The sequence below is a fragment of the Salinicoccus siamensis genome, assembly GCF_055391965.1.
The window spans coordinates 1458969-1483877 of the sequence record NZ_AP043765.1 but is presented as its reverse complement, the minus strand read 5'-3'; the positions used below and the strand labels follow the sequence as shown (position 1 = coordinate 1483877).

At 47.9% G+C, this 24909-nt stretch carries 25 protein-coding genes; 22 read left to right on the top strand and 3 right to left on the bottom strand.

The features are described 5' to 3' along the window. Nucleotides 1–8 precede the first annotated feature (8 nt). The 17 genes from sdaAA (at nucleotide 9) to rplS (ending at nucleotide 16065) form a co-directional block, all read left to right on the top strand. A complete protein-coding gene (gene sdaAA, locus ACZ5LF_RS07645; RefSeq protein WP_380571532.1) occupies nucleotides 9–881 on the top strand; it encodes an L-serine ammonia-lyase, iron-sulfur-dependent, subunit alpha in 873 nt (290 codons plus the stop codon). Then, the gene (gene recG / locus ACZ5LF_RS07640) at nucleotides 881–2848 is read left to right on the top strand and encodes an ATP-dependent DNA helicase RecG (protein ID WP_380571406.1); all 1968 of its coding nucleotides are present in this window, start codon (nucleotides 881–883) and stop codon (nucleotides 2846–2848) included. Before sdaAA ends, recG begins: the two co-directional genes overlap by 1 nt. Nucleotides 2849–3093: 245 nt before the next feature. Then, nucleotides 3094–3666: a transcription factor FapR gene (fapR, locus tag ACZ5LF_RS07635; RefSeq protein ID WP_380571404.1), complete on the top strand. Its 573-nt coding sequence runs from the start codon at nucleotides 3094–3096 to the stop codon at nucleotides 3664–3666. After that, nucleotides 3659–4642 (top strand): phosphate acyltransferase PlsX, encoded by a 984-nt coding sequence (gene plsX, locus ACZ5LF_RS07630; RefSeq protein WP_380572123.1) that lies wholly within the window; start codon nucleotides 3659–3661, stop codon nucleotides 4640–4642. The genes fapR and plsX overlap by 8 nt, the downstream gene beginning before the upstream one ends. Next, nucleotides 4639–5544 carry an ACP S-malonyltransferase gene (gene fabD / locus ACZ5LF_RS07625; RefSeq protein WP_380571315.1) on the top strand — a complete coding sequence of 302 codons (906 nt, stop codon included), beginning with the start codon at nucleotides 4639–4641 and terminating at the stop codon, nucleotides 5542–5544. Before plsX ends, fabD begins: the two co-directional genes overlap by 4 nt. Beyond that, nucleotides 5537–6274 carry a 3-oxoacyl-[acyl-carrier-protein] reductase gene (fabG, locus tag ACZ5LF_RS07620; RefSeq protein ID WP_380571159.1) on the top strand — a complete coding sequence of 246 codons (738 nt, stop codon included), beginning with the start codon at nucleotides 5537–5539 and terminating at the stop codon, nucleotides 6272–6274. The genes fabD and fabG overlap by 8 nt, the downstream gene beginning before the upstream one ends. Before the next feature lie 34 nt (nucleotides 6275–6308). After that, the gene (locus ACZ5LF_RS07615; protein ID WP_344701344.1) at nucleotides 6309–6545 is read left to right on the top strand and encodes an acyl carrier protein; all 237 of its coding nucleotides are present in this window, start codon (nucleotides 6309–6311) and stop codon (nucleotides 6543–6545) included. Nucleotides 6546–6641: 96 nt separating this feature from the next. Next, the gene (rnc, locus tag ACZ5LF_RS07610) at nucleotides 6642–7409 is read left to right on the top strand and encodes a ribonuclease III (RefSeq protein WP_380570934.1); all 768 of its coding nucleotides are present in this window, start codon (nucleotides 6642–6644) and stop codon (nucleotides 7407–7409) included. Further along, nucleotides 7409–10963, top strand: coding sequence for a chromosome segregation protein SMC (gene smc / locus ACZ5LF_RS07605; protein ID WP_380570931.1), 3555 nt, complete (start codon nucleotides 7409–7411; stop codon nucleotides 10961–10963). Before rnc ends, smc begins: the two co-directional genes overlap by 1 nt. Then, nucleotides 10960–12066 carry a signal recognition particle-docking protein FtsY gene (gene ftsY, locus ACZ5LF_RS07600; protein ID WP_380570930.1) on the top strand — a complete coding sequence of 369 codons (1107 nt, stop codon included), beginning with the start codon at nucleotides 10960–10962 and terminating at the stop codon, nucleotides 12064–12066. Before smc ends, ftsY begins: the two co-directional genes overlap by 4 nt. Continuing rightward, nucleotides 12050–12394 carry a putative DNA-binding protein gene (locus ACZ5LF_RS07595; RefSeq protein WP_461047575.1) on the top strand — a complete coding sequence of 115 codons (345 nt, stop codon included), beginning with the start codon at nucleotides 12050–12052 and terminating at the stop codon, nucleotides 12392–12394. Before ftsY ends, ACZ5LF_RS07595 begins: the two co-directional genes overlap by 17 nt. 11 nt (nucleotides 12395–12405) lie before the next feature. Next, a complete protein-coding gene (gene ffh, locus ACZ5LF_RS07590; RefSeq protein WP_380570929.1) occupies nucleotides 12406–13752 on the top strand; it encodes a signal recognition particle protein in 1347 nt (448 codons plus the stop codon). A 103-nt stretch (nucleotides 13753–13855) separates the two neighbouring features. Next, on the top strand, nucleotides 13856–14131 hold the full coding sequence (gene rpsP, locus ACZ5LF_RS07585; protein WP_380570928.1) for a 30S ribosomal protein S16: 276 nt from the start codon (nucleotides 13856–13858) through the stop codon (nucleotides 14129–14131). A gap of 5 nt (nucleotides 14132–14136) precedes the next feature. Then, complete coding sequence (locus ACZ5LF_RS07580; RefSeq protein ID WP_380570927.1) at nucleotides 14137–14364, top strand: KH domain-containing protein; 228 nt, start codon at nucleotides 14137–14139, stop codon at nucleotides 14362–14364. A gap of 57 nt (nucleotides 14365–14421) precedes the next feature. After that, complete coding sequence (gene rimM, locus ACZ5LF_RS07575; protein WP_380572119.1) at nucleotides 14422–14916, top strand: ribosome maturation factor RimM; 495 nt, start codon at nucleotides 14422–14424, stop codon at nucleotides 14914–14916. Continuing rightward, nucleotides 14913–15578 (top strand): tRNA (guanosine(37)-N1)-methyltransferase TrmD, encoded by a 666-nt coding sequence (trmD, locus tag ACZ5LF_RS07570; protein WP_344701360.1) that lies wholly within the window; start codon nucleotides 14913–14915, stop codon nucleotides 15576–15578. The genes rimM and trmD overlap by 4 nt, the downstream gene beginning before the upstream one ends. Before the next feature lie 139 nt (nucleotides 15579–15717). Beyond that, entirely contained in the window at nucleotides 15718–16065 is a 348-nt protein-coding gene (gene rplS / locus ACZ5LF_RS07565) for a 50S ribosomal protein L19 (protein WP_344701362.1), read from the top strand. A gap of 38 nt (nucleotides 16066–16103) precedes the next feature. Here rplS and ACZ5LF_RS07560 read toward each other — a convergent pair whose 3' ends face one another. The 3 genes from ACZ5LF_RS07560 to ACZ5LF_RS07550 are packed head-to-tail and all read right to left on the bottom strand — an operon-like array spanning nucleotide 16104 to nucleotide 20023. Next, entirely contained in the window at nucleotides 16104–18695 is a 2592-nt protein-coding gene (locus ACZ5LF_RS07560) for a YfhO family protein (protein WP_380572117.1), read from the bottom strand. A gap of 19 nt (nucleotides 18696–18714) precedes the next feature. Further along, nucleotides 18715–19092, bottom strand: a complete 378-nt coding sequence (locus ACZ5LF_RS07555) for a GtrA family protein (protein ID WP_380570926.1) — start codon at nucleotides 19090–19092, stop codon at nucleotides 18715–18717. Next, nucleotides 19079–20023: a glycosyltransferase family 2 protein gene (locus tag ACZ5LF_RS07550; protein WP_380570925.1), complete on the bottom strand. Its 945-nt coding sequence runs from the start codon at nucleotides 20021–20023 to the stop codon at nucleotides 19079–19081. Before ACZ5LF_RS07550 ends, ACZ5LF_RS07555 begins: the two co-directional genes overlap by 14 nt. Before the next feature lie 103 nt (nucleotides 20024–20126). Here ACZ5LF_RS07550 and ylqF point away from each other — a divergent pair, with 103 nt between their 5' ends. The 5 genes from ylqF (at nucleotide 20127) to dprA (ending at nucleotide 24881) form a co-directional block, all read left to right on the top strand. Continuing rightward, entirely contained in the window at nucleotides 20127–20981 is an 855-nt protein-coding gene (gene ylqF / locus ACZ5LF_RS07545; protein ID WP_380570923.1) for a ribosome biogenesis GTPase YlqF, read from the top strand. Next, a complete protein-coding gene (locus tag ACZ5LF_RS07540) occupies nucleotides 20978–21739 on the top strand; it encodes a ribonuclease HII (protein ID WP_380570922.1) in 762 nt (253 codons plus the stop codon). The genes ylqF and ACZ5LF_RS07540 overlap by 4 nt, the downstream gene beginning before the upstream one ends. 83 nt (nucleotides 21740–21822) lie before the next feature. Continuing rightward, a complete protein-coding gene (gene sucC, locus ACZ5LF_RS07535) occupies nucleotides 21823–22989 on the top strand; it encodes an ADP-forming succinate--CoA ligase subunit beta (protein WP_380570921.1) in 1167 nt (388 codons plus the stop codon). Between the two features lie 17 nt (nucleotides 22990–23006). Continuing rightward, a complete protein-coding gene (sucD, locus tag ACZ5LF_RS07530; RefSeq protein ID WP_344701374.1) occupies nucleotides 23007–23915 on the top strand; it encodes a succinate--CoA ligase subunit alpha in 909 nt (302 codons plus the stop codon). Between the two features lie 153 nt (nucleotides 23916–24068). After that, nucleotides 24069–24881, top strand: coding sequence for a DNA-processing protein DprA (gene dprA, locus ACZ5LF_RS07525; protein ID WP_380570920.1), 813 nt, complete (start codon nucleotides 24069–24071; stop codon nucleotides 24879–24881). The last annotated feature ends 28 nt before the right edge of the window (nucleotides 24882–24909 follow it).

Below are 24909 nucleotides of genomic sequence, written 5' to 3'. Positions count from 1 at the left end.
GGACGAATATGTTTAGGACGATAGAGGAACTGATAGATAAAGCAACTGCCGAAAACAAAGCCATCGCCGACATTATGATCGAACAGGAAATGGAAGCGACGGGACGTTCCTATCTTGACGTCTATAAAGATATGGAACGCAATCTTGAAGTGATGGAGAATGCCGTTGAAGAAGGATTTGACGGCGTAACCAGCACTACAGGCCTGACCGGCATGGATGCTGTAAAGATGAAGAAATACATCGACAGCGGCAAAGGCTTGAGCGGAGATCTTACTCTGTACGCCATCGCCCACGCCGTGAGCACAAATGAAGTGAATGCTGCGATGGGTAAAATATGCGCTACACCGACCGCCGGCTCTGCCGGTGTCGTACCAGGCGTCCTGTTTGCGATGAAGGAAAAGCATGATGTTTCGCGCGAAGAGATGGTCAGATTCCTGTTCACTTCAGGTGCCTTCGGTTTTGTTGTAGCGAATAACGCGAGCATCTCCGGAGCTGCAGGGGGGTGCCAGGCAGAAGTGGGCAGTGCGAGTGCCATGGCAGCGGCCGCCCTTGTCGAAATGGCAGGGGGCACGCCTGAGATGAGCGGGCACGGTTTTGCGATCGCCCTGAAGAACATGCTTGGTCTTGTATGCGATCCGGTGGCAGGGTTGGTGGAAGTGCCTTGCGTCAAAAGGAACGCAGCCGGAGCCAGCAATGCTCTGACGGCGGCGGATATGTCGCTTGCCGGCATCGAATCCAGAATACCTGCTGATGAAGTGGTGGAAGCAATGTATAAAATAGGGCTCACCATGCCTTCTGCACTTCGTGAAACGGGGCGTGGCGGACTTGCCGGTACGCCGACTGGAGAGCGGCTAAAAGCTGAGATTTTCGGTGGCCAGTAATGATGCAGCTCTACCGGGTGTCAAAATCCTCGCGGCCGGTTGAAAAGCTCAAAGGTGTCGGACCGAAGTTGAATGAGAAGCTCAATGAACTGGAACTGACTGATTCAGACACCATCCTGTTCCATCTGCCGAGTGGCTATGAGAATCTCGCAGTGATGAACCTCAACGATGCCAAGCATAATGATAAAGTGACCGTTTCAGGGAGGGTCAGGACTGAACCCACCATCTCTTTTTTTCGGCGGGGGAAAAGCCGCCTGACTGTCTTTGTCGAAATTGATGGCTTGAATATAAAAGTGATCTTCTTCAATCAACCTTATTTGAAGGACAAACTGACCGTTGGAGAAACCGTCAATTTCACCGGTAAATTCGACAGGAACAGGCTTGAAATAAACGGTCAGAGGATGATTTTCGACCCTTCCGGCGGCTATCGCGTAAAGTATCCCCTCGGCGGGGTCATGCATTCAAAGACATTCAGCCGAATTGTTGCCCAGGTGTTTGAAGATGCTGAGTTCATCTACGATCTGCCGGAGGAATATAGGCGGAAATATCGATTGATGTCTATCAAGGAAGCTTTGTGGCATCTGCATTTTCCCGAAAATCCGCACGACATCAACGAAGCGAGGCGGACCATAAAATTTTATGAACTTTTTATATTCCAGCTGCAGCTTATGGAAAAGCGCCGCCGGGAAAGGGTGCGCAACGAACAATACATCATCGACTATGACATCAATGCCCTGAAGGCGTTCATCGCTACTTTGCCTTTTGAACTGACGGGAGATCAAAAGCGCAGTGTGAATGAAATTTGTAGGGACCTTAAGCAGAACATCTCGATGCACCGGCTCCTCCAGGGGGACGTGGGCAGCGGCAAGACGATTGTAGCGGGCTTGGCGAGCTATGCCGTCAAAACCATCGGGGAACAGACCGCATTGATGGTGCCTACTGAGGTGCTGGCCAATCAGCATTATCAATCCTTCCTTGAAATATTCGCCGGAGAGCTCAATATCGAAAAACTGACAGGCAATACATCACGTAAGGAAAAAGATCGGATACTCATTGAATTGGCACGAGGCGGAATAGACCTGATCATCGGCACCCATGCACTGATAGAAGACGATGTCGTATTCAAAAGCCTATCGCTGATCATCACTGACGAACAGCACCGCTTCGGGGTCAACCAGAGGAGACGCCTGAATGATAAGGCACTCAGAAAAAATGTCCTGTACATGACGGCAACGCCCATACCAAGGACGCTGTCCATAACCACTTTTGGTGATATGGATATTTCAGTCATCAGGCAGATGCCTAAGGGCCGTAAACCGGTACAGACATACTGGCGCCGCTTTGAAGAGACCGATGAAGTACTTCAGCAACTTTCAGAGGAAATCAAAAAAGGACACAGTGCCTATATCGTGGCACCGCTGATAGAAGAATCTGAAACGCTTGATTTGAAGAATGTCCAGGAAATCCACGAACTGTTCAAGAACCGTTTTGGTGAAAAGGATGTCGAACTTGTGCATGGCCGGATGAAACCGGATGAAAAAGCAGAGGGCATGGCGCGGTTTGAATCGGGCGAAAAACCCATACTGGTTTCAACGACAGTGATAGAAGTGGGCATCAACGTCCCGAGTGCGACATTCATGGTGATCTTCAATGCGGAACGTTTCGGACTCTCGACGCTCCACCAACTAAGAGGCCGGGTCGGTCGGAGCGATAAGCAGAGCTACTGTGTACTCATCAGTGATCCGAAGACAGAAAATGCAAAACTCAGGATGGATATCATGACCAGCACGACAGATGGCTTCGAACTGAGTGAACGTGACCTTGATATGCGTGGCCCTGGTGATTACTTTGGTGTGCGCCAAAGCGGTCTGCCCCAATTCAAAGTTGCAGATTTGGCGGAAGATTACAGAGTGCTTGAACATGCACGCCAAAGTGCAATAGAGTACGCAGAAAAACTGAGCTCGTAGAGTATCATTCCGTATGGAATTCGAAGGGGGCGACGGTCGGTGCCTTGCGCTGATCGGCCGCGAAACTCAAGCTCCAGACAATTCACTATATGGAAACATGTGGCCAATAAAATTGTAATAATAGATTGAAGCTTGCACTGTATAAACCATACAGTGCTTTTTTTTGAAAGGCCCACAAAGTGTTTGAAATCCACAAAGCACTTATATATACTGATTCTAGTACCAACTACTAAACGAGGTTGAATATGGTTAAATACAAAAAGACGGAACGGCAGGAACTGTTACTTGAGAGGGTATCTTCAGACCCGTTTTTGACTGATGAGCGTCTGGCTGAAATATTCAAAGTCAGCATCCAGACCATAAGGCTCGACCGCCTGGAACTCGATATCCCGGAAGTGCGCGAGCGCATCAAGCACGTAGCACGGGAAGAGACCGATAAGATACGGAGCCTGTCATTGCAGGAAGTCATCGGTGAAATCATAGACATTGAATTGAATGATCATGCCTTGTCCCTGTTTATAGCAGAGGAAGGCCATGTCTTCAAAAAGAACAAGATCGCCCGCGGCCATTATCTGTTTGCACAGGCAAACTCCTTATGTGTGGCTGTCATAGATCAGCCGCTGGCATTGACGAAAACGGCCCATATCGACTTTGTACGACCCGTCAAACTGGGTGATAAGGTGATATCAAAGGCAGTGGTCGAGAAGATGGATGGCCGGATCGCCACCATTCAAGTAGTATCCAAAGTGGAACAACGCCTTGTTTTTAAAGGACGTTTTGAAATGTATTATACAGGTGAAGGTGAATATGATGGTTAGAATTGCGGTGGATCTCATGGGCGGAGACAACGCTCCAAAAGAGATAGAGAAAGGCGTACTAAAAGCTGTTGAAGCGGATGATAGCCTTGAAATTCTCCTGTACGGGCTTGAAGGCTCCTATTCGGGAAACCATCCGAGGGTGACATTCATACCGGTCTCGCAGAAGATTGAATCGGATGACGACCCGGTCCGCTCAGTACGCCGTAAGAAGGACAGTTCCCTTGTGCGTGCGTGTAAAGCAGTGAAGGATAAAGAAGCGGATGCATGTGTATCGGCAGGAAACACGGGTGCCCTGATGAGTGCGGGACTGTTCGTGGTGGGGCGCATCAAAGGGATTGAGCGGCCTGCCATCGGCACTTTGCTGCCGACGACCGGTGGCGAAAGGAATGGCATGATGCTGTTGGACATGGGGGCGAACGTCGATAATAAACCCCAACATCTCCATCAATTTGCAGTGATGGCTGATTTGTATATGCGCGAGAATGAAGGGCGCAGCAATCCAAGGATCGGCCTCGTCAACAACGGCAGTGAAGATAACAAAGGAAGCGAGCTCACCAAAGAGACTTTCAAGCGTCTCAAGGAAAGCAACCTGAACTTCACAGGGAATTTTGAGACACGCGATATCTTCTCAGGTGACGTCGATATCGCTGTCACCGACGGATTTACGGGCAACATCATCCTGAAGACGATTGAAGGTACTGCCAAGGCATTGATGGGGGAAGTCAAGCATGCATTCCTCAAGAATGCCAAGAACAAATTGGCTGCCCTTATCCTGAAGAAGGATGTGCAATCCGTCAGGGAGCTTCTGGATTACAGGCAATATGGCGGAGCACCGCTGCTCGGCCTCGATGGCAATGTGCTGAAGGCGCATGGTTCAAGTGATGGAGAAGCAATCGTCTCAGCAATCCGTCAAGCAAAAAAAATGGCTGAATCCGATGCAATCGCCAAAATTAAAGAGAAGGTGGGAAATGAATGAAGAAGATGATTTTATTCCCGGGGCAAGGCTCCCAGTACGCAGGTATGGCGAAAGATATATATGAGCAGTCACCGGAAGGCCGGACATTGCTGGATGAGGTCTTTTTGAATGTTGATTTTGATTTGAAGTCGATAATGTTCGAAGAAGACGAGCGCCTCAACATGACACAGTATACTCAACCGGCACTATTTGCCCACAGTCTTGCGGTACTTGCGGCTACAGGCTTAAAAGGGGATGTTGTACTCGGCCACAGCCTCGGGGAGCTGCCTGCCCTTGTACATGCTGGGGTCATCACAGTTAAGGACGGAATTTCCATAGTGTCAAAGCGCGGTGAGCTTATGGCGCAGAGCGAAGGAGGCGGCATGGCTGCAGTGATCGGCATGGAGTATGCCCCTTTAAAAGAATTGTGCGACTCATTGTCGGATGATCAAAGGAAGATACAGCCGGCAAACATCAATGCGCCTGACCAGATAGTGATTTCGGGGGATGAAAGCTTGATTGATGATTTTGTCGAACAGGGCAAATCGTATGGGGCAAGACGCGTTATGAAATTGAATGTGTCGGGTGCATTCCACTCCTATCTTATGGAAGATGCACGGGAGGCATTCGCCTCCTTCATTAAAGAGATACCGTTTGCTACGCCGACCATACCGGTCATCCAAAACGTATCGGCAGCATCAGAGATGAATCCGGAGACGATACGCGCTCAACTGATCGATCAGCTTACCCATCCTGTGCGCTTCACCGAATCGATTCAGACAGCTTCTGAGATGGGTGTCGGTGAGGCGGTGGAAGTCGGCCCGAAAAAAGTTTTGAGTGGTCTGGTCAGGAAAATCGACCGCTCGATCAGCGTTTCACATATTGATACAATGGCACATGTAAAGGAGTTAGAAAATGGCTAAAACAGCACTTGTAACAGGAGCGTCAAGAGGCATCGGAAAAAGCATCGCACTTAAGCTCGGGCAGGCCGGCTACAATGTAATCGTGAATTATTCAGGATCGAAGGATAAGGCCGAAGCAGTTGTAGAAGCCATCAAAACAGAAGGCGGTCAAGCTGAGGCGATTCAATGTCAGGTCCAGGACCATGAAGAAGTCAAAGCGATGATCAAAGACATCACCGACCGGTACAAGGCAATCGACCTTGTCGTCAACAATGCCGGTGTGACCCAGGACAATCTGCTCATGCGCATGAAAGAGGACGAATGGGATAAAGTCGTTGATGTAAACCTAAAAGGCACGTTCAACGTCATCCAAAGTGTCTCACGTCCGATGATTCGCCAAAAAGGTGGAAGAATCATCAATATCTCCAGCATCGTCGGATCGATTGGAAACGCGGGCCAGACGAATTATGTCGCCTCCAAGGCTGGGATAGACGGCATCACAAAATCCGTCGCACGGGAACTCGCTCCAAAAGGCATCACGGTGAATTCTGTTTCCCCGGGCTTCATCGAAAGTGATATGACTGATATATTGTCCGATGAAGTTAAAGGGAAGATGCTTGAACAGATACCGCTTAGATTCTTTGGGGATGCCGAGGATATTGCAGAAACAGTCATGTTCCTGGCATCAGATAAAGCACGCTATATTACCGGCCAGACAATCCATGTAAATGGCGGTATGTACATGGGGTAAACCCTGTGATAATATTGGAGGGAGGTGAATTATAATGGCAAACTTCGACAAAGTAAAAGACATCATCGTCGACAAATTGGGAATTGATGAGGAGAAAGTGACTAAGGATGCATCATTCAAAGATGACCTCGGTGCTGACTCTCTGGATATCGCTGAGCTTGTGATGGAGCTCGAGGACGAGTTCGAGATGGAAATCCCGGACGAGGAAGCTGAGAAAATCAATACGGTAGGCGACGCCCTCAACTACATCGACAAACTAGAAGCGAAATAATGTTAAAATCCACTTTCAAAGTGGATTTTATTTTTGTTATAAAAACTTTTATTAAATATCTCATTCCTTTAGAATGAATTAAATGGAGGTAAACAGATGGATTTCAATGAAATAGAAAGACGGATCAATAAAGATCCGCATGCCAGACAGAGGCTTCAGGATTTCAGGAGGAAGTTTACAGATTTCATCGATCGGACAGGCATTTCCGTCGATGATGAAAGCCTGTATATCCAGGCATTTATGCATAGTTCCTATATAAACGACCTTCAACTGGACAAGATCCATAACAACGAACGGCTCGAATTTTTAGGGGATGCCGTACTAGAATTGATGGTTTCAGATTATATCTATAACCGGTTTGAAAAATTGCCGGAAGGCGATTTGACAAAACTGAGGGCCAATATCGTATGTGAACCATCACTTGTAGTATTTGCATCGAAACTTGATATGGCGCCACTCATACTGCTTGGCAGAGGTGAAGAGAAGACGGGTGGCAGGGAACGGCCGTCAATCGTCTCCGATACATTCGAGGCCTTCCTCGGGGCGTTGTATCTGGATCAGGGCACAGCTTCAGTCGTCAGTTTCCTAAAAGCACATGTATACCCTGAAATAGGCGATGACAATTATAATGCCGTAATGGATTATAAGACAGCGCTCCAGGAACGGATGCATCAAAAAAGTCAGCAAAGCGTCGAGTATCGCCTTATTGAAGCGACCGGACCGAGCCATGATAAGCGGTTCGTCACTGCGGTTTTTGCAGACGGCATCATGATAGGCAAGGGAAGCGGGCGTTCGAAAAAGGACTCCGAGCAGAAAGCTGCTGAATATGCACTTAAGAATTTTGATGATGGAGAGAAGGATTAATGGTTTATTTGAAAAAGATGGAAGCGCACGGATTCAAATCATTCGCCGATAAGGCGGACATCAGTTTTGATGCCGGGGTTACGGCTGTGGTCGGTCCAAATGGCAGCGGCAAAAGCAACATCACCGATGCCATACGCTGGGTGCTTGGAGAACAATCGGCACGTTCCATCAGAGGTGTCAAAATGGAAGATGTAATCTTCAATGGCACCACAGACCGCAAGGCGATGAATTATGCATATGTCCGGCTTGTGTTGGATAATGCATCACGCACTTTGCAGATGGATGCGGATGAAGTCCACATTACACGCAAGCTATACAGAAATGGCGACAGTGAGTATTACATCAATAAGGAACGCACCAGGCTCAAGGAAATAAATGAGCTTTTCCTTGATTCCGGTTTGGGGCGAAATGCGTATAATATCATTTCCCAGGGGGAAGTGGATGAAGTTTTGAAGGCTAAACCGGAGCAGAGAAGAGGCCTCATTGAAGAAGCGGCAGGCGTCATGAAATATAAATTGCGCAAAAAGGAATCCGAAAAAAGACTTGAAGAAACTGCAGATAACCTCGACCGGGTGCACGACATCATCCATGAACTCGAAGGCCGGGTACATAGGCTTGAGAAGGAGAGTGCAACTGCCGAGGAATATCTGGCGCTGAAAGAGGAGATGCGCAACAGTGACATAGAAGTGACGGTCTATGATGTAGAGACGCTTATGGCCATGCTTAATGAAGAGGCGATGGGTCTCCAGTCGTCAGAAGCTAAAATCAAAGAAATGCACAGCCGATTGGCGCACAAGGAAAAAAGGATGACCGAGATTGCCCGGCAACGTGATAGGCATGATGAGGAGAACGCCGAGCTAAACAGGCGTCTGGTTGATTTGACAAAGAAATTGGAGCAGGCCAGTGGTCGGATTGAATTGTATAAAGAACGGAAGGACACTAAAGGACAGACGAGTGAAGAACTGTCAAAACGACTCGCCACCCATCAGGCACGCGCTGCATCCATAGATTCAAAGCATCGCGAAACCTTAAAGAAAGCTGCTGAACTTTCGACCGCAGTCAACGAGTTGACTAGGGCTCAAGAAGAAATCGCCACACATAAAAAAGAACTTCTGGAGGATCATTCGGGTGAAATCGAAACGCTTAAGGACGAATACTATGATCTGATGGTGGAAAAGACGACACTTGAGAATGAATGCAGGCGGGCAGAATCCGAAAAGAGCAGGCTTGATGATAATATACGCCAGAAAAAGGAGCGGGTTGTAGAACTCGAGCAGCTCCAGGAGACGGAAGGCATCCAGCATGCCGAGGAGAAAGCCCGTCATGCAGAAATACTGGAGAAGGTGGATGCCAACCACAAAGCGTTGCAGGCGGCATCAGAGGCATTGAAAGCGCTCGAAGCGGACTACGACAACGAGAAGAATAGGCTTGATACTGCCAGACATTATATCGAGCAGCAGAAGTCGAAGGTTGATATGTTGAATGCCATGCATAATGAGTACCGTGGATATTATCCGGGTGCACGGTTCATATTGAAGAATAGGGCACAGTTGAACGGCATCATAGGGGCTGTTGGGGAGATGCTTTCAGCTGACAAGCGATATGTCAAGGCATTGGATACGGCACTCGGGGCACAGGCCCAAAACATCATCACGCACGACGAGCAGAGTGCCAAGGCAGCAATCAGTAGACTGAAGGCCGCCAAAGCCGGATTTGCTACATTCCTGCCAAGGACCACGATCCGTCAAAAGCATCTCCATAAGGATATTCGTGGCATACTGGAGCGCACAAGCATCAAGGTGCACGTCATGTCAGAAATCGCCGAACACGACGACTCTATAGCGGATATTGTGAGTCACCTGCTCGGTACGACACTTGTCGTGGAGACAATCGATGATGCCACTGCATTGGCTTCTGAAATCAACCATAGGCTGCGGATCGTCACATTGGATGGCGATACCATCATGCCGGGCGGAGCGATGTCCGGGGGGGCCAAAAGTGCCAAGGGTTCAATCATCGAGAACCAGCAGGAACTGCAGGAAACAAAGGAGAACCTGGAAGTCTACCGTATGAAAACCCGACAGATTGAGGCGACGGTGAAGCAGCTGGCTGACGACTTGACGAGTCAGATGGAGAAGAAAGATAAATTGGATCAGACCAGCCAGCAGCTGGCTGCAGAAAAAGACAAATATCATGGCAGCATCCTGAGGCTCGGCTATCAGCTTGAGGCGAGGGCGGACAATATAAGGATCCTGAGGGAAGAACTTTCAGGGCTCGGCGCACCAGAAGATACTGCAGAGAAGGAAGAGAGGATCGCCCAGATCGAGGTTTCACTCGACCATCTCGACCGCCGCATCGCGCAGATGAATGCATCGGATAAAGATAAGAAGGAAACGCTTCAACATCTGACTGACGAAGGTCACGCCACCAGCCGGGAGTTGGCAGCGGTGAAGGAGCGCCTCAGGCATGCACAAGATGAAACTTCCCGCCTTGAAGAAGAGCAGGAAGAAATAAACGCGCTGATCAATGAAGTCAAGGAACAGCAGAAAATGATCAGTGAAGATCTGAATGAGATGGATATTGAGCGTCTGGAGAAAGAACGGATAGCCCTCTCACAGGAAGTCGAGGCGCTCAACCACTCCGCAGAAGAGAAATCATCAGTCCTATATGCGCTCAGAAAGGAATATGAGGAACTGGAGTCAGACAGACGCGAACTCCTGCCGATGCGCGATGAACTGCAGGAGGCTTTCCACGCCCATAAAACAAAAAAAGAGAAGCTTGATATCCAGGTGGAACAAAAGATTGAATATCTGTCGGAAACGTATAAAATAACGTATGATAGAGCTAAAGAAACACATCAGGATCTGACGGATATCGATCAGAAACGAATGAAGATTTCTTTGAACAGGAAAAGCATCGATGAGCTCGGCCCGGTCAATCTGGCAGCGATAGAGGAATACGCGCGCGTGGGTGAACGCTATCAGTTCCTGAAGACACAGGAAGCAGATCTGCTCGAGGCAAGGGATACGCTGCTTGAAGTGATCCGTGAAATGGATGGCGAAGTGGCAGTGCGCTTTAAGGAAACGTTCAATCAGATCAATGCCCGTTTCGGTGAAGTGTTCCAAAAGATGTTCGGGGGTGGCCAGGCCGAATTGAGGTTGACCATAGAAGACGATTACCTCGAATCCGGAGTGGAGATATATGCCCAGCCTCCCGGCAAAAGATTGTCGACATTGTCATTGCTGTCAGGGGGAGAACGGGCATTGACTGCAATCAGCCTGCTGTTCAGCATTCTACAGGTCCGGGCCAGTCCGTTCATCATACTGGATGAAGTGGAGGCTGCCCTTGATGAGTCGAATGTGCTGCGCTATGCACAGTATCTGAAAGTCTTGGCAAAAGAGACGCAATTCATTGTAATCACCCACCGCAAAGGGACAATGGAAGAGAGCGATCGGCTGTTCGGGGTGACGATGCAGGAACGTGGCGTCAGCCAACTGATCAGCGTAGATCTCAAGGATTATGAAGAAAACATAAGAGAGGAAGAAACGGTGTGAGCTTATTTAAACGACTGAAAGACAAGTTCCAACCGAAGTCCAATGAAGTAAAGGATCTTTCGGATGAATCGCTCGAATCACAGACCGAAGCGCTTGATGACGGTCTGATAAGCATAGATGAATTCGAGGAATGGGAACAGGAACAGATAGGCTATAAATTTAAGGTAGGCCTCGAAAAGAGCAGGGAAAAGTTCCAAAGTGAAATCAATGAACTCATGGCCCGCTACCGTACCGTCGATGAGGATTTCTTTGAAGCGTTGGAGGAAGTTCTGATTTCGGCTGATGTCGGGTTCAATACTGTGATGGAACTGACGGATGAACTGCGTCATGTTGCAAAGGTGAACAACATCACAGACACCTCGGAGCTGCGTGAGACGATTGTTGAAAAAATGGTGGAGATCTATGAGCGAAATGATAATCTGCCGGAGACGGTCAATATCCAGGAGGAAGGCTTGACTGTCATCCTCGTTGTTGGTGTGAATGGTGTCGGCAAAACGACGAGCATAGGCAAATTGGCACATAAATACAAGCAAGAAGGCAAAAATGTAATGCTCGCAGCCGGTGATACTTTCCGGGCCGGTGCAATCAACCAGCTTAAAGTCTGGGGAGAGCGGGTGGATGTCGATGTGATCAGCCAGGCTGAAGGCAGCGACCCGGCTGCTGTCATGTTTGACGCGGTCAACGCTGCGAAGAAGCGGGGCACTGATATCCTTATCTGCGATACGGCAGGGCGCCTCCAAAATAAAGGGAATCTGATGAATGAACTTTCGAAAATGAAGAAAGTCATCCAGAAAGTTGTTCCCGAAGCACCCCACGAGTCTTTACTTGTACTTGATGCCACGACCGGTCAGAATGCATTAAGCCAGGCCAAATCCTTCAAGGATGTAACAGACGTCTCTGGCATTGTGCTGACCAAACTGGATGGTACAGCCAAAGGCGGTATCGTATTGGCCATCAAAAATGAGCTCGGCATTCCGGTGAAGTTCGTCGGGCTCGGTGAACAGCTTGATGATCTGCAGGAATTCAATGCAGAGAACTATGTTTACGGCTTGTTTGCAGATATGGTGTCGAATGCCGAAGGGGATGATGAAGAACGTGCTTGAAGAACTTGAACGCACCATGCGCATGAACTATCTCTATGATTTCTACCATACGCTGTTGACCAGCAGACAAAGAAAATATATAGAGCTTTATTACCTGGAAGATTTCACCTTCAGTGAAATTGCAGAAGAACTTGATGTGACAAGACAGGCAGTCTATGATAATTTGAAACGGTCGAAAGACTTGCTTGAACATTATGAAGAGAACTTGGGGATGTACAGGAATTTCATCTCCAGGCAATCACTGATAAAAGAACTTGGCGAAATATTGGGTGAGGACCGCTCCCATGATGTAAAAAGAATTCTCGAGACGCTTGAGGCGCTCGACTAGGAGGAGATATTATGGCTTTTGAAGGTTTAGGGGAAAGGCTCCAGGCAACTATGGACCGCATCAAGAGCAAAGGGAAGGTTTCGGAATCGGACGTCAAACTGATGATGCGTGAAGTCCGCCTCGCCCTTTTGGAAGCTGACGTCAACTTTAAAGTCGTCAAACAATTCATCAATCAAGTGAAGGAGCGTGCGCTCGGCACGGACGTTATGCAGTCGCTGACCCCGGGTCAGCAGGTCATCAAGATCGTCAGGGAAGAGTTGACTGACTTGATGGGTGGCGAGAACCAGAAGATCATCTTCAGCCAGAAGCCGCCGACGGTTATCATGATGGTCGGCCTCCAGGGTGCGGGTAAAACCACAACAGCCGGTAAATTGGCCCTTCACCTACGTAAACAATTCAATAAGAAACCGCTTCTGGTAGCTGGCGACATCTACCGACCGGCGGCGATCGATCAGTTGGAGACGGTCGGCAAGCAGATTGATGTACCCGTATTCTCGATGGGTGATCAGGTTAAACCGCAGCAGATTGTCACCGAGGCGATGGCACATGCGAAGGATGAGCATCTGGACACTGTAATCATTGATACTGCAGGACGCCTCCATATCGATGAAAACCTGATGAATGAATTGAAGGATATCAAAGGCATTGCAGAACCCGATGAAATCATGCTTGTAGTGGATGCCATGACGGGCCAGGACGCAGTCAATGTCGCGGAGTCGTTCAATGATCTCCTCGACATTACAGGTGTCACGCTGACTAAGATGGATGGCGACACACGGGGTGGTGCAGCCCTATCAATCCGTTCGGTCACCGAGAAGCCGATCAAGTTTGTCGGTATGTCGGAAAAGCTGGATGGTCTGGAAGCATTCCACCCAGATCGCATGGCACAGCGCATATTGGGCATGGGGGACGTATTATCCATCATTGAAAAGGCGCAGGCCAACGTCGATGAAGGAGATCAGAAGGCACTTGAGAAAAAGATAAAGGATCAAAGCTTCACGTTGGATGATTTCCTGGATCAAATGGATCAGGTGAAGAATCTTGGACCCCTCGATGAGCTCCTTAAGATGATGCCTGGCGCCAAGAAGATAAAGGGCCTTGACAGCATGCAGATGAGCGGCAAGGAAATCGATCACGTCCAGGCCATCATACGCTCCATGACCATGCAGGAGCGTGAAAACCCTGCAATCATCAATGCGAGCCGCAAGAAGAGGATCGCCAAGGGTTCAGGCCGCAGCCTGCAGGAAGTAAACCGCCTCCTCAAACAATTCGGTGAGATGAAGAAGATGATGAAGCAGATGACAAACCAGAAAGGAAAGAAGAAAAATCCTTTCGGCAACATGGGACTGCCATTCTAGATTGAAATTCGTAAAGTAAAAAGTCTTTACAGGATTTTAACCATCTGTTATAGTAGTAAAAGTGAAAACGAATAATACAGGAATTGAAAGGAGTTAATATAAGATGGCAGTTAAACTTAGACTGACACGCATGGGTTCTAAAAAGAAACCTTACTACCGCATTGTAGTTGCAGATTCCCGCAGCCCGAGGGATGGACGCATCATCGAGCAGATCGGTGCATACAATCCTATCTCAAAAGGGGACAACATTGTTGACCTCGATGAGGAAAAAGCCCTTGAGTGGCTTCAGAATGGTGCTAAACCAAGTGATACGGTACGTGACATCCTGAGCAAAAAAGGTGTTATGGAACGTTATCATAATGCAAAATATGGGAAATAGTCCCAATGCAGAAACTGCTTCAAACAATTCTTGAGCCGGTGCTTGAACATCCTGAGATGCTCACAATCGCTGAGGAAGAGACCGATCACGCAATCTCCTACAGCATTACCGTCCATAAAGACGATATCGGCCGTGTCATAGGCAAGCGCGGACGTATGATCAGGGCAGTGCGCACGATCATGTCCAATGCCAATCATGGCAGTTCAAAGAAAGTGTTTGTTGATGTTGACTAGGCACACCGCGAGGTGTGCCTTTTTTAATACAAGATATATGAAGAAATGGGGGATATGATGAGAATAAGTATAGGCCGGCTGGTGAATTTCCATGGTGTGAAAGGAGAAGTCAAAGTGCTCAGTGACTCTGATTTCTCAAAAGAACGATTCAGTCCAGGCAATATCGTGGAAATAGATGGGAAAGACTTTGAAATTGCACAGTATCGTACACACAAAAATTTCCATCTGCTGCAATTTGAAGGAGTATCGAGCCTCGATGATGTAGAGGAGTTGAAGGGCAAGGAAGTGATGCAGGAAGCTGATGCAGTCCAATTGCCGCTTGCGGAAAATGAATTTCATTACAAAGATATCATCGGTTTGGAAGCCAAGATTGAAGACTCCTTGAAATCGATTGGAACTGTTACTGACATCTTTGAAACAGGGGCCAACGATGTCTGGGTCGTCAAAGGAGAGCGGGAATATATGATTCCCTATATAGAAGACGTAGTTAAAAAGGTGGATCTTGAGGCAGGCCACATCATCATCCATCCCATGGAGGGACTGTTGGATTGAATATTCACTATTTGACGCTTTTCCCAGAAATGTACGATGGCATCCTAAACACTTCGATACTCGGCCGCGCCAAAGAAAAAGGCATCGTCGACTATCATACGATCAATTTCCGTGATTTTTCCGGCAATAAGCACAATAAGGTCGATGACTATCCATATGGCGGTGGCGCGGGTATGGTGCTTAAACCCGAACCTGTCTTCAATGCCATGGAATCCCTTGAACTCGATGATCCCCGGGTCATATTATTATGTCCGCAAGGACGCCCCTTCGACCAGAAGATGGCTGAGGAATTGAGCACAGAAAATGATATCGTCTTCATCTGTGGCCATTATGAGGGCTATGACGAGCGGATTAGAAGTCTTGTGACGGATGAGGTCTCCATCGGTGACTACGTGCTGACGGGTGGGGAACTCGCCAGCATGACGATGACGGACGCCGTAGTCAGACTGATTCCCGGCGTGCTGAACCGTGAAGAGAGTCATCAGGAGGATTCCTTCAGCACAGGGCTTCTCGAGCATCCGCACTACACCAGACCTCGAGAATATAGGGGTATGAAAGTGCCTGAGGTGTTGCTTAACGGCAATCATAAGCTGATTGAAGAATGGCGCCATGAAGAAAGTCTAAAGCGCACCAGGGAGAGACGTCCGGATCTACTCGAGTGATAAGGACATCCGATAATTTGCATTTAAGCCGTTGAAACACGGTGGCTATTGTGGTAATATTATACGAGTGTGAAACACACATATACACAATCATCCGCTGCTATAATCGGCAAGATAATTGGAAGAAGGAGAAGATAACATGTCACAGCAATTAATCAATGAACTGACGCAGGACCAGCTTAAAACTGACCTGCCTGATTTCAGGGCCGGAGACAACGTCCGTGTTCACGTACGTATCGTAGAGGGTTCCCGCGAGCGTATCCAGGTTTTCGAAGGTGTCGTAATCAAACGTCGCGGCGGTGGAATTTCCGAAACATTCACAGTCCGCAAAATTTCTTATGGCGTAGGTGTTGAACGTACATTCCCTGTACATTCCCCTAAACTCGAAAGAATCGAATTGACACGCCGTGGCCGTGTACGTCGTGCGAAGCTCTACTACTTGCGTAACCTGCGTGGTAAAGCTGCCCGTATCAGAGAACGCAGATAGAAAACGTAAAAAGCCTGACATTGAATGTCAGGCTTTTTTTATTTGCCTTTTTTACGGAAATCCTTTGCCGGGACCCAAAAAACGGAGAGAATCAGTGAGACTATACTGACCAGTAAAGTGGTCCAGTAATACGGTGGGGTATAGGAAATGGTGACAACACTGTCACCCTCCGTTTCAAATCCCGTCATCAAGTAGTTTGCCCTGAAAGTATCCAATTTACCGGAAGCATCTCCAGTAGCAGTCATGCCTTCCCTGAAGATCATGGGCACAGTTATTAAACCAGGTTCAGGGTCGTCGAGTTCTATGATGTAGGAATTTGCCTTTTCGGTCACGGTATAACTTGGAGGCTCTTTTCTGCTCTGCTGTTCAAGTAAATCATAATCTTCGATGTACACGCCTTCAATGTCCACGGCATATCGGCCTTCTGGAAACGAAATAGGGATCTTATCCTTCAGTTTGACCCGGTAGAGCAGGTCATCCGCATACGTACGGTATTTGCTGGTGGCAAATAACCTTTCATTCGGATAGCCGTCAACATCGATGGTGAACCGCTTGATTGGCTCCATGAGTTCGATGGACATTTCAATGTATACATCACTTTCTTCAGCAGCTTCAATATTGGAAAAGTCGAACATGAAACCGCCGTCGTCTGAAGGGATCTCCAGAATGCCGTTTGTATAGGAGGCATTCTGTGGTGCAATTTCTATCTCGCCCATTATATTTTCAGGGGACGGCTCAGAAGCATTTGGAGGCCTTGCGTCGGTCACTATTCCTTTTAGCATGGCATGCTCACGCTCCAGAGGGCCCTCCAGTTCATCCGGGTCATAGATGCGGGAGGCTTGCCTGACGAAGGGAAGTGGCAGAGTGTTCTCATATACCGTATAAGTGCCATCCTCCTTGATGGGTGAAAACTTGAGCGGTATGCCGTAATGGTGCTTGCCGCGCATCATATAATCGACGTTGAAGAGGGAGAATAGATTGCTCCGCGACTGGAATGTCGAGTAGCGGCTAATGGATTCATAACGGATATTGACCTTCAGGTCATTATAATAGAAGTCGATGATTTCGCCGTCTATGATGCTCGAATAGAGGCTGGTGCCGTTGAAATCCATATATAGTGGCGTATTATCCTGTTCTTTGACCTTGTAGTCTATCTTCTGTTCAGGCTGTTTCCTCTGTTGTATCCAATCGATGTTATATTCCTGGAGGTCACTCGCGTAGTGGTTGCTGTTGATATAGAACAGGTGATTGCGGTCAGTGATGCCATCGTGGTAGATCTGTGATTCGGTGTGCGAAGCGGCGACCATCATGACGTAGGTGATGATGGCAGAGATATGCGCGGACTGAACCAGGGGTCTGTTTCCCCATCTGAAGTACAATAGGTAACCCAAGAACTGGATCAGCGGAATGATCCACACCCAAATTACAATGTCACCTTTAATCCAGGCGGAAAGTGCAATGATGATATAGACTGGGATGAGGCTTGTGAGATACTGCTTGAGCGGGATGGTCCTGAATTTTGACAGATATAGTGCAATCAGTGCAGCCTGGAAGAAGACGAGCATATAATGCCATCTTTTCTGGGGTTGCTGGAAACCGTTGAAGAAAGTGTCGACGTACGGCGACAACGTAAATAGCATGAAGACGATCGTCAGCACTGCAAACAGCCGAAAGAAATAGTGGCGGTAGAGCTTCATGGTGAATAAAGCCTGGAGAGCCAGGAACAGGATGATTATCAGATAGTTTTCATAAAATATGTTGTCCTGCCATCCTAGCTCCGAGACAAGCGGTACAGTGACTTCATACTCCCTGTCGTCATTATTGAAGAACCCGCGCACAGCATGGAAGAAGGCGACGCAGGAAATGCCCGCGCCGAGTAGGCCGGACGGGATGGCCCGCTTCAACGTATCGATCCGGGAAGCGTCACCGCTCTTTTTAAAGAACAGGCGCACGCCCAAGTAGACAAGGGCGATGATGAATTGGTAATAGGCAAAATAGAAATTGTTTATCATCGTGGCTGCAACGGCAAATATAAATAACCCGCGTCTGCCTTTTCTGATGAGTATCTCGATTGCCCAAAGAGTCAAAGGCAGCCAGATGAAGACGTCGCTGAAAAAGGACCAGAAGATGGTGAACCTGAAATATGTGGGGGATGCAGCGAAAATGAACCCCCCGACCAGTGCAGGGATAGGGGCGCTTCCGATCGACTTCAAAAAGCGGTATGTAAAATAAATGATCAGGAATGTTTTCAGGATGGAGATGAAAAATGCGTTATACGCCCAAAAATCGATGCTTGCGACATCTAAGCCAATGAAGAACTCCGCCACACGCACCAGAATCATGTTGATATGATGGATGATGTTTGTCGAATAGTAGTAGGCGAGATCCGTGTAGAAATCCCCACCCAGGCCAAAATCGGTGTCATAGAACAATGTACCCTCCCTGAATTTTTCGTAGAGGTATAGCTGCATGGGGAGCATCTGCTCCAGACCGTCGTTGGCACCCGTCATGAACACCTTCAATTTATCGTCAGTCGGTGACAGGAAGCGCCACACGAGATAAGAATGGGATAGCACCGAGAGTACACTGATGAGGACGATGAGATGTATGGCTGAAAAAGGCGCCTTCATTTTCTTCAATTTACTCCTCCTAACCTTTCAGGATCCATCGGGTGACGATGTATGTGAACGGTACAGTGATGATCAGTACGGGCAGCGGTGCGAAAGGCTCGGACCAGCCGAAAGATTCAACGAACAGGTAAAGTAGAGCGGTCTGGAGCCCCATATTGAAAACCTGGCTTAGTGGAAATTTCAGGAACTTTGCCAACGTCGGCCGCACTTTATATACATACCGGCAATTCAGGAAGTAGGAAATGATGAAGGCTACAGCGAAGCCCGTGAGATGCGCCGCTAGATAAGGTGCCCCCATCTTTACCAACAGAATGTAGAGCGCATAGTAATTGATGGTGTTGATAAGGCCGACGAAAATGAAACGGAGCACTTCATTGATATCACTATTCTGTTCCATGATGGCCCCCTTGTGCCGAATCGCTGTCTGAAGACGTCTTGACGATATATTTCGGGCGGTCTTTGGTCTCTATATAGATGCGTCCGACATATTCACCGATGATGCCAAGCGAGAACAGCTGGATACTGCCTAAAAGCAACAGGCTGGCGATGATCGTGAAGTAGCCTGGGACATCGATGCCATTAACCATAATATTGACGAACATGTACAATATATAGATGAGTGAGACAACCAGAACAGCCAACCCCAAATAAAAACAGCTCCTCAGTGGCCGATGATTGAACGCACTGATGCCATCGATTGCGTAATCCAAAAGTTTGAGTGGATTGAATGTACTGATTCCTGAACCCCGCTCGATATGATCGAATTCGACCACAGTCTTATTGAAGCCCACCCATTCGAATATCCCCTTAGAAAATCGGTTGTTTTCGCTAAGCAACAGTATCGCATCAGCTACTTTCCTTGATATGAGGCGGAAATCACCCTCCCCATCGACAAGTTTCACTGTACTCGTAACGTTCATCAGGCGATAGAATAGCTTTGAGGGCAGGCGTCTGGAGAGTGGTTCTTCCACCCTGTTGCGCTTGGCGACCACTTGATCGAATCCTGTTTCGTAGGGCCTGATTAAATCTGGAATGAGGGAAGGTGGGTGTTGCATGTCGCCATCCATGATGACGATTGCGTCCCCCCGTGCCATTTTGAGGCCGGCAAGAAGAGCCGCCTCTTTACCGAAATTACGCGAAAATGAAACGAATCTGATGTTCGGGTTGGAGAGCCCCCTGATTTTTGACAAGGTGCCATCTTGTGAGCCGTCATCGATGAAGATGATTTCATAGGTATGTTCGATTACCTGCATGATTGATGAGATTTCTGCATCAAGCATCGTAATATTTTCTGCTTCATTGAAAACCGGAATTACAACCGAAATCATCGACCCTCACCTCCCGTCGTTTATTAAATGATGATTGTATTATATAATACAGGGATGAATTAATGAAATAAAATAGAGGATTTATAGATAGGAGTGCTTTTATATGAGCATAAACTGGTTCCCGGGCCATATGGCCAAAGCGAGAAGGGAAGTGGAAGAGAACTTGAAGAAGGTGGATGTGGTGATCGAAATACTGGATGCCCGCATCCCAGATTCAAGCCATAACCCCATGATGGATGAAATCACAAAGCATAAACCCCGTGTCGTGGTGTTGAACAAGGTGGATATGGCCGACCCTAAAGCTACGGACCGCTGGTTATCTAAGTTCAGGAGTAAAGGGAAATATCCCGTCGCCCTAGATGGCCGCCACAATCAGATAATCAAAAAAATCGAGCCGTTGGCGGTAAAGGCGACTGCCGACGACTTCAATAGAATGGAAGAAAAAGGCATCAGGCGGCGCGCCATAAGGGCCATGATCATAGGCATACCGAATGTGGGCAAATCCACAGTCATCAACAATATTGCCAAAAAGAAAGGTGCGAAGACAGGTAATACCCCAGGCGTCACTAAACAGCAGCAATGGATCAAAGCCGGACAGCAGATGGAGCTGCTGGATACGCCAGGTATCCTTTGGCCGAAATTCGAGGATGAGGCTACAGGAAAGAAACTTGCCTTGACCGGTGCAATCAAGGACACGGTAGTGCCACTTGATGAAGTTGCAATCTTTGGCATGCAGTATCTGCTTGAATGGGACCCGGAGCGCTTTAATGCATTCTACAACATTTCTGTCAGCCAAGATGATGACATCGTCACAGTATTCGATGCCATAGGCAAGTCAAGGGGTATGAAGGCAAGCGGAAATGAGATCAACTATGAAGCTGTGACCAATCGGGTCATCCACGATATCAGAAATGGCAAGATTGGCCGCTATACATTCGATAAGGTGGATACACAGTGAAGAAGATATCAGAGGTCGAAACAGAACTGAGAGGCTATACAACAATTGATGAATTGAACAGGTCCCCATGGCGGGATGACCCGAGGAAAGGCGTAGCCAAATCATTAGAACGCCATAGGAAGAGGCTGGAAAATGAAGCCCTGATGAGAAAGAAATATGAACACATGAGCCGATACGAACATAATCTAAAAGCCAAGGCCGAGTATATTGCAGGTGTCGACGAAGCTGGGCGCGGCCCCATTGCGGGGGAAGTGGTGGCAGCGGCGGTCGTTCTGCCGGAAGGTTTCATGTTGCCCGGCCTGGATGATTCAAAGAAGCTTTCCCTGAAAAAAAGGAGGGCCTTCCGTGAGATAATCATGGCGGAGGCGGACTACGGGATAGGCACCGCAAGCGTCGATGAGATAGACCGGCTCAATATCTATCAGGCAAGCCGTCTGGCGATGGAGCGTGCCGTTGACAAGCTGGCGACTGCCCCCGACCATCTTCTTGTGGATGCGATGACGATCGACATGGGAATTGAAGAGACCTCAATCATAAAAGGGGATGCAAACTCCGTCTCGATTGCTGCTGCCAGCGTGCTCGCCAAAACGGAAAGGGATCTATATATGGAGCATCACGAGACGGTTTATCCAGGTTACGGATTCGCAGCCCATAAAGGATACGGAACAACCGAACATCTGGCTGCACTTGACTCATTCGGGCCGTGCGAAATACATCGTCATACATTTGAACCGGTGAAATCCATACGGTCAAAATAATAATTTTTGGAATGCAGTTTACTTTAATGAACACCTTTTCTATAATTGGGGGGTAAGGTTAAAAAAGTCTTAGGAGGATGAACATGAATATCCATGAGTATCAAGGGAAAGAAATCTTTCGCTCCATGGGCGTGGCCGTGCCTAACGGCAGTGTAGCCTATACACCTGAGGAAGCAGTGGAAGCAGCTAAAACACTGGACTCTGATGTATACGTCGTAAAAGCACAGATCCACGCGGGCGGACGCGGTAAAGCAGGCGGTGTTAAAATCGCCAAAACGCTGGATGAAGTGAGGGAGTACGCCAAGGAACTGCTCGGCAAAGTGCTCGTTACCCACCAGACCGGTCCTGAAGGAAAAGAAGTTAAACGTCTCCTGATCGAAGAAGGGTGCGACATCCAGAATGAATTCTATATCGGTTTAGTCGTAGACCGTGCAACAGACCGCGTCGTATTGATGGGTTCTGAAGAAGGCGGTACTGAGATTGAGGAAGTTGCTGAAGCGACTCCTGAAAAAATCTTCAAGGAAGTCATCGACCCTGTAGTCGGACTCATGCCTTATCAGGCCAGAAGACTTGCCTTCAACATCAACATTCCAAAGGAATCTGTCGGCAAGGCGGCTAAATTGATGCTCTCCCTATACAAAGTATTTACTGAAAAAGACTGTTCCATCATGGAAATCAACCCACTTGTCACAACAGGCGAAGGTGAAGTACTCGCATTGGATGCGAAAGTGAACTTTGATGAGAACGCGCTCTTTAGGAATAAAGATATAGTAGAACTCCGCGACTTGGATGAAGAAGATCCAAAAGAGATTGAAGCATCCAAATATGACCTGTCCTATGTCGCGCTGGATGGTAACATCGGTTGTATGGTGAACGGTGCCGGTCTTGCTATGGCAACAATGGATACCATCAACCACTTCGGCGGTGAGCCTGCCAACTTCCTTGATGTAGGAGGCGGTGCTACAACTGAGAAAGTAACTGAAGCATTCAAGATCATCCTCGGAGATGAAGGTGTTGAGGGTATTTTCGTCAACATTTTCGGTGGCATCATGAAATGTGACGTCATCGCTGAAGGTGTTGTGGAAGCGGTCAAAAATGTCGGACTTGATATCCCATTGGTTGTGCGTCTGGAAGGCACCAACGTTGAAAGGGGCAAGGAAATCCTTGCACAATCCGATTTTGATATAATTTCTGCACAGACGATGGCTGAAGGTGCCAAGAAGATCATCGAAGCGGTCAATAATAAATAAAAACGGAGGAATCTACTGTGGGCGTATTTATCGATAAAAATACTAAAGTACTAGTTCAGGGCATCACCGGAGCAACTGCACTGTTCCATACAAAGCAGATGCTTGAGTATGGTACCCAGATTGTTGCAGGGGTGACACCAGGTAAAGGTGGCCAGGAAGTAGAGGGCGTGCCAGTATTCAATACTGTTGAAGAAGCGAAGAAAGAAACAGGTGCATCAGTATCTGTCATCTATGTGCCGGCACCTTTTGCGGCCGATGCGATAGTCGAATGTGCCGATGCAGAACTGGATATGGCGATCTGTATCACTGAGCACATTCCTGTGCTTGATATGGTTAAAGTCAAGCGTTATATGGAAGGCAAGAAAACGCGTCTTGTCGGACCGAACTGTCCAGGCGTAATCACCGCCGACGAATGCAAGATCGGCATCATGCCAGGATATATACACAAAAAAGGTCATGTCGGCGTAGTAAGCCGCTCCGGCACATTGACATATGAAGCGGTGCACCAATTGACTGAAGCTGGAATCGGACAGACTACTGCAGTCGGTATCGGTGGTGACCCGGTAAACGGCACGAACTTCATCGACACGCTAAAAGCGTTCAATGAAGATCCTGAGACAGAAGCTGTTGTCATGATCGGAGAAATCGGCGGTACGGCAGAAGAAGAAGCGGCAGAGTGGGTCAAAGAAAACATGAACAAGCCTGTCGTAGGATTCATCGGTGGGGTGACAGCTCCTCCAGGCAAACGTATGGGCCACGCAGGGGCGATCATTTCCGGTGGTAAAGGTACAGCTGATGAAAAAATCAAAACGATGAACGCATGTGGTATCGAAACGGCTGATACGCCTTCTGAAATCGGTGAAACTCTAATCAACCGCATCAAGAAGGAAGACGGCCTTTACGAAAAATGCCTCACTGTAAAATAAACGACATATAAATCATATGAACGACTACGAAAAAGCAGAACCCTATATAGGGTTCTGCTTTTTTTGGCAGTTATTTCCATAGGGTTTAACATAAATGTCATGGGGTGTCGGATTAATTCTCCTATAATTCAAAAAGAGATGGGAGGAATGTAATTGGAATATTTAAAATTAAGCTTTGCAGGAGTTACTGTACAGGAGTACAGGAAATATATTGTAGGAAGTGCATCCCCGCCGAAAGGACTGTCGGAAAAGATTTCCCATGCACGGGAAATGGAGGGGGAAGCGCTGTTTAAAATCTTAAGGGAACAGCGCATTGGATATGTTACGATTGATGACGCGGATTATCCAGCACTTCTAAAGGAAATATATGATCCCCCCTACATACTTTATTATCGCGGTGACCTGACACTTTTTTCACATTGCAAGCTAGCTGTAGTGGGGAGCCGGAAGGCAGGATCTTATACACGCCGGGCATTGGATGGTATCATACCAGGACTTGCACAAGAGCTAGCGATTGTTTCCGGCCTCGCCTATGGCGCTGATGCCATTGCGCACGAAGCGGCTATGAAAGATGGCAGGGCTACAATCGGTGTGCTGGCGTTTGGGCATGACGTGCATTACCCCAAAAGCACCCAACATGTCCGCACCCTCATGGAAGCGCATCATCTGGTCATAAGCGAGTACCCTCCCGGCACTTCGATAGAGAAGTGGCGGTTCGTTGCGCGTAATAGGATCATAGCGGGAATGTCGGTGGGCGTGCTGGTCACTGAAGCTGAAGTCGGCGGTGGCAGCATGATCACACTGGAGATGGCTTTGGATGAAAACCGCATTGGATTCTGCATACCTGGAAATATTCATTCACCGCTCTCAAAAGGCACAAATATAAGAATACAGGATGGTGCCAAAATGGTGCTTGATCCGAGTGATATAATGGAAGAGGTTTTCTTCGGCCAACAAAGCAAATGAAAATATTAAAAATAATTATAGTTGACAA

What these genes read in the sequence shown, in the direction of transcription:
- sdaAA (WP_380571532.1), top strand. Translation starts at nt 9, where the DNA reads ATGTTTAGGACGATAGAGGAACTGATAGATAAAGCAACTGCCGAAAAC.
- recG (WP_380571406.1), top strand. Translation starts at nt 881, where the DNA reads ATGATGCAGCTCTACCGGGTGTCAAAATCCTCGCGGCCGGTTGAAAAG.
- fapR (WP_380571404.1), top strand. Translation starts at nt 3,094, where the DNA reads ATGGTTAAATACAAAAAGACGGAACGGCAGGAACTGTTACTTGAGAGG.
- plsX (WP_380572123.1), top strand. Translation starts at nt 3,659, where the DNA reads ATGGTTAGAATTGCGGTGGATCTCATGGGCGGAGACAACGCTCCAAAA.
- fabD (WP_380571315.1), top strand. Translation starts at nt 4,639, where the DNA reads ATGAAGAAGATGATTTTATTCCCGGGGCAAGGCTCCCAGTACGCAGGT.
- fabG (WP_380571159.1), top strand. Translation starts at nt 5,537, where the DNA reads ATGGCTAAAACAGCACTTGTAACAGGAGCGTCAAGAGGCATCGGAAAA.
- ACZ5LF_RS07615 (WP_344701344.1), top strand. Translation starts at nt 6,309, where the DNA reads ATGGCAAACTTCGACAAAGTAAAAGACATCATCGTCGACAAATTGGGA.
- rnc (WP_380570934.1), top strand. Translation starts at nt 6,642, where the DNA reads ATGGATTTCAATGAAATAGAAAGACGGATCAATAAAGATCCGCATGCC.
- smc (WP_380570931.1), top strand. Translation starts at nt 7,409, where the DNA reads ATGGTTTATTTGAAAAAGATGGAAGCGCACGGATTCAAATCATTCGCC.
- ACZ5LF_RS07595 (WP_461047575.1), top strand. Translation starts at nt 12,050, where the DNA reads ATGAAGAACGTGCTTGAAGAACTTGAACGCACCATGCGCATGAACTAT.
- ffh (WP_380570929.1), top strand. Translation starts at nt 12,406, where the DNA reads ATGGCTTTTGAAGGTTTAGGGGAAAGGCTCCAGGCAACTATGGACCGC.
- rpsP (WP_380570928.1), top strand. Translation starts at nt 13,856, where the DNA reads ATGGCAGTTAAACTTAGACTGACACGCATGGGTTCTAAAAAGAAACCT.
- ACZ5LF_RS07580 (WP_380570927.1), top strand. Translation starts at nt 14,137, where the DNA reads ATGCAGAAACTGCTTCAAACAATTCTTGAGCCGGTGCTTGAACATCCT.
- rimM (WP_380572119.1), top strand. Translation starts at nt 14,422, where the DNA reads ATGAGAATAAGTATAGGCCGGCTGGTGAATTTCCATGGTGTGAAAGGA.
- rplS (WP_344701362.1), top strand. Translation starts at nt 15,718, where the DNA reads ATGTCACAGCAATTAATCAATGAACTGACGCAGGACCAGCTTAAAACT.
- ACZ5LF_RS07560 (WP_380572117.1), bottom strand. Translation starts at nt 18,695, where the DNA reads ATGAAGGCGCCTTTTTCAGCCATACATCTCATCGTCCTCATCAGTGTA.
- ACZ5LF_RS07555 (WP_380570926.1), bottom strand. Translation starts at nt 19,092, where the DNA reads ATGGAACAGAATAGTGATATCAATGAAGTGCTCCGTTTCATTTTCGTC.
- ACZ5LF_RS07550 (WP_380570925.1), bottom strand. Translation starts at nt 20,023, where the DNA reads ATGATTTCGGTTGTAATTCCGGTTTTCAATGAAGCAGAAAATATTACG.
- ylqF (WP_380570923.1), top strand. Translation starts at nt 20,127, where the DNA reads ATGAGCATAAACTGGTTCCCGGGCCATATGGCCAAAGCGAGAAGGGAA.
- sucC (WP_380570921.1), top strand. Translation starts at nt 21,823, where the DNA reads ATGAATATCCATGAGTATCAAGGGAAAGAAATCTTTCGCTCCATGGGC.